At 60.2% G+C, this 8,183-nt stretch carries 8 protein-coding genes; 4 read left to right on the top strand and 4 right to left on the bottom strand.

What is annotated here, in order from left to right; all coding sequences use genetic code 11:
• The coding region (locus tag K290_RS0126635; RefSeq protein WP_028754466.1) for a helix-turn-helix domain-containing protein at positions 1-260 on the bottom strand (260 nt) is incomplete at its 3' end.
• Between the two features lie 155 nt (positions 261-415).
• On the opposite strand from K290_RS0126635, the gene K290_RS0126630 reads away from it, so the two are divergent.
• Positions 416-1,186: a TIM barrel protein gene (locus K290_RS0126630; RefSeq protein WP_028754682.1), complete on the top strand. Its 771-nt coding sequence runs from the start codon at positions 416-418 to the stop codon at positions 1,184-1,186.
• 3 nt (positions 1,187-1,189) lie between these two features.
• On the opposite strand, the gene copD is transcribed toward K290_RS0126630, so the two are convergent.
• Together copD and copC are read right to left on the bottom strand one after the other, a co-directional pair.
• The gene (gene copD / locus K290_RS0126625) at positions 1,190-2,077 is read right to left on the bottom strand and encodes a copper homeostasis membrane protein CopD (RefSeq protein WP_081670443.1); all 888 of its coding nucleotides are present in this window, start codon (positions 2,075-2,077) and stop codon (positions 1,190-1,192) included.
• Entirely contained in the window at positions 2,074-2,442 is a 369-nt protein-coding gene (copC, locus tag K290_RS0126620; protein ID WP_028754680.1) for a copper homeostasis periplasmic binding protein CopC, read from the bottom strand. Before copC ends, copD begins: the two co-directional genes overlap by 4 nt.
• Positions 2,443-2,690: 248 nt before the next feature.
• Here copC and K290_RS0126615 point away from each other — a divergent pair, with 248 nt between their 5' ends.
• From K290_RS0126615 to K290_RS0126605, 3 genes are all read left to right on the top strand, one after another.
• Entirely contained in the window at positions 2,691-3,464 is a 774-nt protein-coding gene (locus tag K290_RS0126615) for a metallophosphoesterase family protein (protein WP_028754679.1), read from the top strand.
• Positions 3,465-3,576: 112 nt separating this feature from the next.
• The gene (locus K290_RS0126610; RefSeq protein WP_028754678.1) at positions 3,577-4,203 is read left to right on the top strand and encodes a ribonuclease D; all 627 of its coding nucleotides are present in this window, start codon (positions 3,577-3,579) and stop codon (positions 4,201-4,203) included.
• 239 nt (positions 4,204-4,442) lie between these two features.
• Positions 4,443-6,137: a hypothetical protein gene (locus K290_RS0126605; protein ID WP_028754677.1), complete on the top strand. Its 1,695-nt coding sequence runs from the start codon at positions 4,443-4,445 to the stop codon at positions 6,135-6,137.
• 187 nt (positions 6,138-6,324) lie between these two features.
• On the opposite strand, the gene rpsA is transcribed toward K290_RS0126605, so the two are convergent.
• Positions 6,325-8,028, bottom strand: coding sequence for a 30S ribosomal protein S1 (rpsA, locus tag K290_RS0126600; RefSeq protein WP_028754676.1), 1,704 nt, complete (start codon positions 8,026-8,028; stop codon positions 6,325-6,327).
• Positions 8,029-8,183 lie beyond the last annotated feature (155 nt).

Below are 8,183 nucleotides of genomic sequence, written 5' to 3'. Positions count from 1 at the left end.
TCCTTGAGGCCGTGCAGGCTGATCTGCGGGCTCTGAGCAATCCGCTCGGCTATGAAAGCGCGATGCGGTTCCAAAAGACGCTTGCGATGCCCGCCCATCTGACTGGGCGCGACGGAGCCGCTGCGGCGATAGCGCTGCGACCACTTCACGACAGATGAGACCGAGACACCGAACCGCGCCGCCACCGAGCGGCAGCTCTCTCCCGCCGCAGCAGCGCCCACGACACGTTCACGCAGATCATTCGAAAGAGGTGCGACCATCGATGCTGACCTCCTCTCAGCCAGCATCTTGAATCACATTCGACAACAAAAGGGAATCCGCGATTCAAATAAAATCAGAAACGCTCTAGCGGCTGGCCTCTCGCCGTTGCGTTCGATAAGGCGCATCCAGCGCATATTCTTTGGAGGAAGATTTCATGCGGCAATTTTCGGCATGTATCGAATGGCTGTTCGCCCGCGAAGGCGACGATTTCGCCGACCGAATTCGGTTGGCGCATCAGGCCGGATTGAGCGCAGTCGAATTCTGGCGCTGGACAAACAAGGACTTGGATGCGATCGCATCCGTCATTGAGGAGACGGGGATCGCGGTCTCGGGCATTGTTGCCGAGCCGATGATCGCGTTGACCAATCCGGCGAATAAGGACGCCTGGCTGGAGGGGTTGGAGGCATCGGCCAGTGTTGCGGAGCGCCTGGGTGCTGCAGTTCTGATCGCGCAGGCGGGCGACGATTTGCCGGAGTTTTCACGCGCCGAACAGCGGGAGGCCTTGATCTCCGCCTTGAGCGCCGGCGCCGACATCTTGAGCGGCTCGGGCATACGTCTCGGCCTCGAACCATTGAACACCAAGATCGATCACGTCGGCTACTTTCTGTCCTCAACCGCGGAAGGCCTGGATATCGTCGATGAGGTAGGTCGGCCGGAAATCGGCATCGTCTACGATATCTACCATTCGGCAGTCATGGGTGAGCGGACGGAAGATGTGGTCGGCGAACGCGCCGATCGCATCGTGCATGTCCACGTCGCCGATCACCCGGGCCGCAACGATCCCGGCACCGGCGGCATCGATCTGCTCGAGCGGCTGAATTGGCTGTTTGCCCATGGCTACAGCGGCAGGGTCGGTCTCGAATACAGGCCGAAAACTAAGGATACGGAGGCGGTTCGCGCGGTGGTGACGTCGCTCTCGGCTTGATAGTCAGACCGGCTCGAGCACGCCGAAAACGGCTACCAGCGCGATCACGGTGATGCCAAGGACGATTTCGGCTATACTGCCGCGCCGGATGGCACTCAAAGCCCGAGCCCGATCATGCCGCATCCGGGGCACGAGGACATAGCGATTGACGATCGCCAATAGGCTCATGCCGGCGACAAGCACGATCTTGATGGCAAGCATCGCCTGATAGGGAGATGACCAGTCCGTCGGCAGGTGCTGAAGGACCAGCATCGTATTGACCAAGCCGGAGGCGATGACCAGCGCTACGGCGAAGTGTCCGACGGTGGAGAAGCGACGCAGCGCCAACAGCGCCTCCGTCCGGTCCTCTGGCATGTTCAAAAGCCGGAGGATCGGGACCAGAGGCACCAGGGCGCCCAGCCAGCCGCCGCCGGCAAGGACGTGAAGAACGTCATTGGCTCGATGGGCGAGCTTCAGCCAGCCTTCATGCATCGAGGCGTGACCGGTCAGCATGAGGGCGGCTAGGCCGAGACCGGAGCCGAGCGCCACGCCCGGGCGACGCCAGCGCTCCGGCGGCGGGAAAGCAAGAACGAGGATGAGGGTAGCAGCGGCCTCGGCCAGCCAGGCCTGCCCGACCGTGGTTTCGAACAGAACGTCGCGGATCGTGCCGGTATCGAAAGCGTCGCTCCAGCCATTGCCGATGGTGGCGCTTGCTAGGGGCAGCGAGGCGAGCGTCGTTAGTGCGGCAACCAGCGCTGCAAGCAAGGGTGCAGCGCCAAACATGCGCCAGACCTTCTCCGCCAGCACCTTGGGCACCAGAAGCCAAAGAAAGGCCGAGGCGCCCCACAGAAGCATCAGGGATGCATCGTGAAAGAAGCGGCAGGCCTCAAGCGCTGTGTTGGGATCGATCAAGGTTTTACTGTGAAGGTGTAGCTGCCGGTGGTTTTATGGCCGTCAGTGGAAAGGGCATGCCATTCGACGGTATAGGTGCCGGCGCCAAGCGTTTCGGAAACGGGAACCATCAGCACGGTGTCGTTCTGCATCAGCATGGAATCGCCGAGCTTGACGATCGCCTTGTCGGTCCCCGTCACCTTGATGCCGGAGAATTTCAGGTTCAGACCTTCGCTGAACGTGAGGTCGAGTTCGCTGGGCGAGGTCTTGATGGTGCTCTTGTCCGCAGGGGTGGCCGATTTCAGATGTGCGTGCGCAAAAGCCTGAGCGGAAGGGCCGAGAGCCAAAATGGCGGCGAGGCCGAGTCTGGTAATGATCTTGGTCATGAAAGTCCTCCTGCGGGGTTACCGAGCGCGATAGAGTTGTGGAGATGCTATGTCAATTTTCACAATACGGAATGGCTCCGTGCGGGACGCTTTGCCGCAAGGTGACCTTTTATGGCTGGCTTCCATCGGCATAGATTTCGGGCCGAGACATTTATTTCCGCACGTGGCAAAGAATTGTCGCTTTTCGATTATTTTTGCTTAGGAGGGTTAGAGCGCTCGGGATGGTGACATTTCGATGAGGGAGTTTCATGGCGGCGAATATCATACGCGAGAAAGTCACTCGCGGCTTCCGCCCGCGCAGGCGCCGGGAGTACCTCGATATCTTGGATACGCCGACCTATGTAATCGGTGACGTACATGGTTGCTACGACCTCCTGAGCGCGCTCGAACGCAGAATTTTCGCCGATGCAGCCGCACTACCGGGACGCAAATTGATCATCATGCTCGGCGACTTCATCGATCGCGGGCCTGCCTCGGCACAGGTCGTCAGCCGCCTGATGGCGCCGCTGCCGAATGGTTTCGAGCGCATCTGCCTCACAGGCAATCATGAATTGGCCATGCTCGCCTATGCCGATGGTGAAATATCCCTGGACGACTGGGTCGCGCTTGGCGGCGATGCAACGCTGAATTCCTATGGTGTGGATATCCAGACCCTACGGCGGCAATATCCCCGGCAGAAAAAACTAGACACCTTCATCCGAACCTGGCTGCCGGACGATCATCTCAACTTTCTCCGCGGGCTGCCGATCCTGCTGGATACGCCGCAGGTGCTGTTCGTCCATGCAGGCATCGATCCGGAACGGCCGATCACAGCGCAGGAGGATGATGACCTCGTTTTCATCCGCTCGCGCTTTTACGACAGCGCGCAGCCGCTGCCGAAGCTGATCATTCATGGCCATACGCCGGTGAGACAAGCCGAGGCGCATGGGCTTCGGCTCAATATCGACACCGGTGCCTTCCGTTCCGGAAAGCTGACGGCGGCGCGTCTGTGGCAAGGGCGCATCCACATCACCTCGACTTGAGCCTGATCAATGCGCCGCCGACATTTTAAGCCTGCGTAGTATCGTTATCTCCTTGTCTGTTCTATAGAACAGGACGAAAAATGAATTCAGACGATAGAGCCGGGAGAGCTTCATGGCCGCGACCATCCGTTATCACGAAGGCGATATTTCTGCTGCCGATGCCGCCCGCTACACCGGCTCCATAGCGATCGATACCGAAACGCTCGGCCTCATTCCGCGCCGCGACCGGCTCTGCGTCGTGCAGCTTTCGCCGGGTGACGGTACCGCCGATGTGATCCGCATCGCCGCCGGCCAGAAAGAGGCGCCGAACCTCGTCGCCATGCTGGCCGATCCGTCGCGCGAGAAGATCTTTCACTATGGCCGCTTCGATATCGCCGTGCTGTTCCATACTTTCGGTGTCACCACGACGCCGGTTTTCTGCACCAAGATCGCCTCACGCCTCTGCCGCACCTATACTGACCGTCACGGCCTCAAAGACAATCTCAAGGAGATGCTCGAAGTCGATATTTCCAAGGCGCAGCAATCTTCCGACTGGGCGGCCGAGACGCTATCGCCGGCACAGCTAGAATATGCCGCTTCCGATGTGCTCTACCTGCATGCGCTGCGTGACAAGCTGAGGGAGCGCCTTGTGCGTGACGGCCGCATCGAGCATGCCGATGCCTGTTTCACGTTCCTGCCGACCCGGGCGAAGCTGGATCTCCTCGGCTGGGAAGAGACCGATATTTTCGCGCATAGCTGATCGGCCGCGCGGAATGCGAATTGAAACGGAAAAGCTGGTGACGCGGATGTGGCATCGGCGCGTTAGTTAGCAATCTGTTAAGAGACATCCTGCTATTCTACCCCTGATTTCAAGCATTCGACCGACGTCTTCCCGCGTCAATCCGCCGGTCCTCCGGCTTCGAATTGCTGGCGGCCGCATGAGCGGACCCTGACTGACCCTGCCTTCTGCTTCCGTCTTGTCAGACAAAGGAGCATCACATGTTGTCTCCCGTGAGTGCCGTGTCTGCTTTGGCTACAGCCCCTGAAAAGCCGGCGGTTGCCACCGCCGAAACGTCGAGTGTCCAGACGGCCGCGACGCCGCTCGCCGTCCTGCCGAATACGGTGACCGCCAGTGTCGAAGGCAAGCTGAATATGCTGCTGGCGGCGGCGCGCGAGCGGATGTTCGACAGCCTGCTCTCCGTCATCGATGACGCCGGCGCGGCGCTTAATGTTTCGCGTGAGCCGGATGAGAGCAGTGCCGCTTTGGCACAGCGGCTGGTCGATACGATCCGCAGCTTGCCGCCGCAACAGCTTGCCGCAGCCCAGCAACTCATGGACGCGCAGGCGCAAACGCCGCTCCCGTTGCCTCTGATCGCCGAGGCGCTCGCCAATCCGGATGGGCCGGAAGCCGTGCAAATCGCCATCAACCTGGATGCGACGCTGACACCGGAACCCGACGCGGTGATGATCAAGGCCGTCGTCAATTCCTATGGCCAGAATGCCGGTGAAACCGAGATGATCGAACCGCAGGCCCAAGTCCCTGCACAGACGATCAAAAGGACCCCAGACGTTGCCCCCGCGGCCGCTCTAGCAGCCCTGCCGGCTTCTCCGGCGAGTGCTGCGGCGCCAGCACCCGCGGCGGCGGCTATCCTCGCTGCAATTGCCGCGCAGGTGCCCGAAGAAACGCCTGTGGCAATTGCCCCAGCTCAGGCAGTTCTCGTTGCTGCGGCGATTTTGGAGCCGGAGCTCTTGCCAAACCCCGAAACCGCCTCGACTCCGCAGACCATCCCAAATCAGCAATCCGCCCCGCGTCCGCTGGCTGCAAGTGCGCTTCTCATTGATGCCGGCAACGGCGAGGCCGTCCATCCGCAAAACGCCATCCCCGTAGCGGGCAACACATCGTCAGCGACACCGACCGAGGAGAAGCTCCCCACGGAAATCGCTCTGATCAGATCGCCAATCACGCCACCGCCTGTGCCGCGGGATATCCAGCAGATCCGGGCTGACATCAAGGAAGGACTGCAAGTCGTCATCGGCCGTGCCTTGGAAGTCACCGGCCCCGAGCTTCTGCAGATCATCCACGACAATTCGTCCGCGGCAGAAAATATTATTGCGCAGGCGCTTGCCGCCAATGCCGATGACCAAAAGGACGTGCCGCTGCCGCCGCAGACGTCCGCTAATGAGGACACCCGGAAGCTTGCCGCCACCATGGCAAGCCAGAACGCGGTTTCTACTGATGAGGTAGCGAGCGCACCGGCTGCACTTCAGAGCAAACCCCTGGGCGATGTGCCGGGTGCACCCGCTATGAATATGCCTGACGGCGCGGCGCAGATGGGAACGCCGGTCCCGCTGCCGCCAGGCATTCCGTTTGCCATCGCACAATATTTACCGGTGGATGTCTCGATTGAAGAGAAGGAATTGGAAAGGGTCGATCGTGTCGACCCAGCCGATGACGAGGAGCACGAACAGGGGCAGGGCGGAGAAACGGCGCAGGACGAGAGTGAAGACGATTCTCAGCCTGAGGAAACGCATCAGCCGACGGCTTCGGCACCCGAAGAGGCCGACGCAGAAACAGCTCCCCCGGAAACCAGCGCCGTTGCGCCAGAACCGCTCGCACTACCTGCACCCGCGCCGCGGGACTCCCTTCACGATCACGCCTTCGATTTCTATCAGCGCATGGTGGAATGGGAATAACCGGCTGCGTCAGAGCGCCGTGTGTTCGTCTGAACGCGCAAAAATCGCTCTACTCTGATCCCTTGAATTCTGGAGCATCTTATCTGCTGCAGGCGAGCGCCGGGCAGTGGATCGGATGCTCCAAGATCAAACAAAAACCCGCCGGATCGCTCCGACGGGTTTCTATCTCTAAGGCTTCAACCGAAGATTATTCGGCGTTGCGGTTCTTCAGAGCCGCGCCCAAGATGTCGCCGAGCGAAGCGCCGGAGTCGGACGAACCGAACTGAGCGACTGCTTCCTTCTCTTCCGCGATTTCCAGCGCCTTGATGGACAGCATGATCTTGCGGTCCTTCTTGGAGAAGTTGGTGACGCGGGCGTCGACGGTCTGACCGACCGAGAAACGCTCCGGACGCTGCTCGTCGCGGTCACGCGACAGGTCGGCGCGGCGGATGAAGGAGGTGATGTCGTCGTGGTTGACGAGCTTCACTTCGATGCCGCCATCGTTGATGGCGATGACTTCAGCCGAAACGACGGCATTCTTGCGCAGTTCGCCGGAAGCAGCGGCTTCGCCGACTGCATCCTTGCCGAGCTGCTTGATGCCGAGCGAGATGCGTTCCTTGTCGACATCGACGTCGAGAACGACGGCCTTGACGACATCACCCTTGTTGTACTCTTCGATGACCTGCTCGCCCGGACGGTTCCAGTCGAGGTCGGAGAGGTGCACCATGCCGTCCACATCGCCGTCGAGGCCGATGAACAGGCCGAATTCGGTCTTGTTCTTGACTTCGCCTTCGACTTCGGTGCCAGCCGGATGGTTGCGGGCGAATGCTGCCCACGGATTTTCCAGCGTCTGCTTCAGGCCGAGAGAGATACGACGCTTGGTCGGATCGACTTCGAGAACGACGACTTCGACTTCCTGGCTCGTGGACAGGATCTTGCCGGGGTGAACGTTCTTCTTGGTCCAGGACATTTCCGAGATGTGGATGAGGCCTTCGATGCCCGGCTCCAGCTCGACGAACGCACCGTAGTCGGTGATGTTCGTAACGGTACCGGAGATCTTCTTGCCTTCCGGATACTTGGCCTGGATGCCATCCCACGGATCGCTCTCGAGCTGCTTCATGCCGAGCGAGATGCGGTGGGTTTCCTGGTTGATGCGGATGATCTGTACCTTGACCTGCTGGCCGATGGACAGGATTTCCGACGGATGGTTCACACGGCGCCATGCCATGTCGGTGACGTGCAGCAGGCCGTCGATGCCGCCGAGGTCAACGAACGCACCGTAATCGGTGATGTTCTTGACGACGCCGTCAACAACCTGGCCTTCTTCGAGGTTCTGAACGATTTCAGAACGCTGCTCGGCACGGGACTCTTCCAGAACCGTACGACGCGAAACGACGATGTTGCCGCGGCGCTTGTCCATCTTGAGGATTTCGAAGGGCTGCGGGTTGTGCATCAGCGGGGTAACGTCGCGGATCGGACGGATGTCGACCTGCGAACGCGGCAGGAAGGCGATAGCGCCGTCGAGATCGACGGTGAAGCCGCCCTTGACCTGGTTGAAGATGACGCCTTCGACGCGTTCGCCAGCTTCGAACTTGGCTTCGAGCTTGATCCAGCTTTCTTCGCGGCGAGCCTTTTCGCGCGACAGAACAGCTTCGCCAAGCGCGTTTTCGATGCGCTCGACATAGACTTCGACTTCATCGCCAACCTTGAGCGTGCCGTCCTTGGCGCGTGCACCGAATTCCTTCAGCGCGATGCGGCCTTCGACCTTGAGGCCGACGTCGACAACGGCAACATCCTTTTCGATGCCGGTGATGATGCCCTTGGTGACATAGCCTTCAGCCAGATCGTTCTTGGCAAAGGATTCTTCGAGAAGGGCCGCGAAATCTTCGCGAGAGGGGGAAGTTACAGACATAAAATCTCCTGGCGTGTCCTTATTGTGCATTAGGGACACTGCTGCGCCGTTGGTTCGTGTTGAACAGGCCTGCATCCGTCCGCCTCCCCTTGGGGAAGGCTATCCGGCGCTTGGACGGAATGTCAGGCTTTTTAAATCAGCGGCTTCGTGCGCAA

Source organism: Rhizobium leucaenae USDA 9039 (assembly GCF_000426285.1).
GTDB classification, from domain to species: Bacteria; Pseudomonadota; Alphaproteobacteria; order Rhizobiales; family Rhizobiaceae; genus Rhizobium; species Rhizobium leucaenae.
Note: the sequence above shows the minus strand (reverse complement) of the source record. Positions and strands in the feature narration are given on the sequence as shown.

Excerpts from the sequence above, each read along its gene's own strand:
- K290_RS0126630 (WP_028754682.1), top strand. The coding sequence starts at position 416 with ATGCGGCAATTTTCGGCATGTATCGAATGGCTGTTCGCCCGCGAAGGC.
- copC (WP_028754680.1), bottom strand. The coding sequence starts at position 2,442 with ATGACCAAGATCATTACCAGACTCGGCCTCGCCGCCATTTTGGCTCTC.
- K290_RS0126615 (WP_028754679.1), top strand. The coding sequence starts at position 2,691 with ATGGCGGCGAATATCATACGCGAGAAAGTCACTCGCGGCTTCCGCCCG.
- K290_RS0126610 (WP_028754678.1), top strand. The coding sequence starts at position 3,577 with ATGGCCGCGACCATCCGTTATCACGAAGGCGATATTTCTGCTGCCGAT.
- K290_RS0126605 (WP_028754677.1), top strand. The coding sequence starts at position 4,443 with ATGTTGTCTCCCGTGAGTGCCGTGTCTGCTTTGGCTACAGCCCCTGAA.
- rpsA (WP_028754676.1), bottom strand. The coding sequence starts at position 8,028 with ATGTCTGTAACTTCCCCCTCTCGCGAAGATTTCGCGGCCCTTCTCGAA.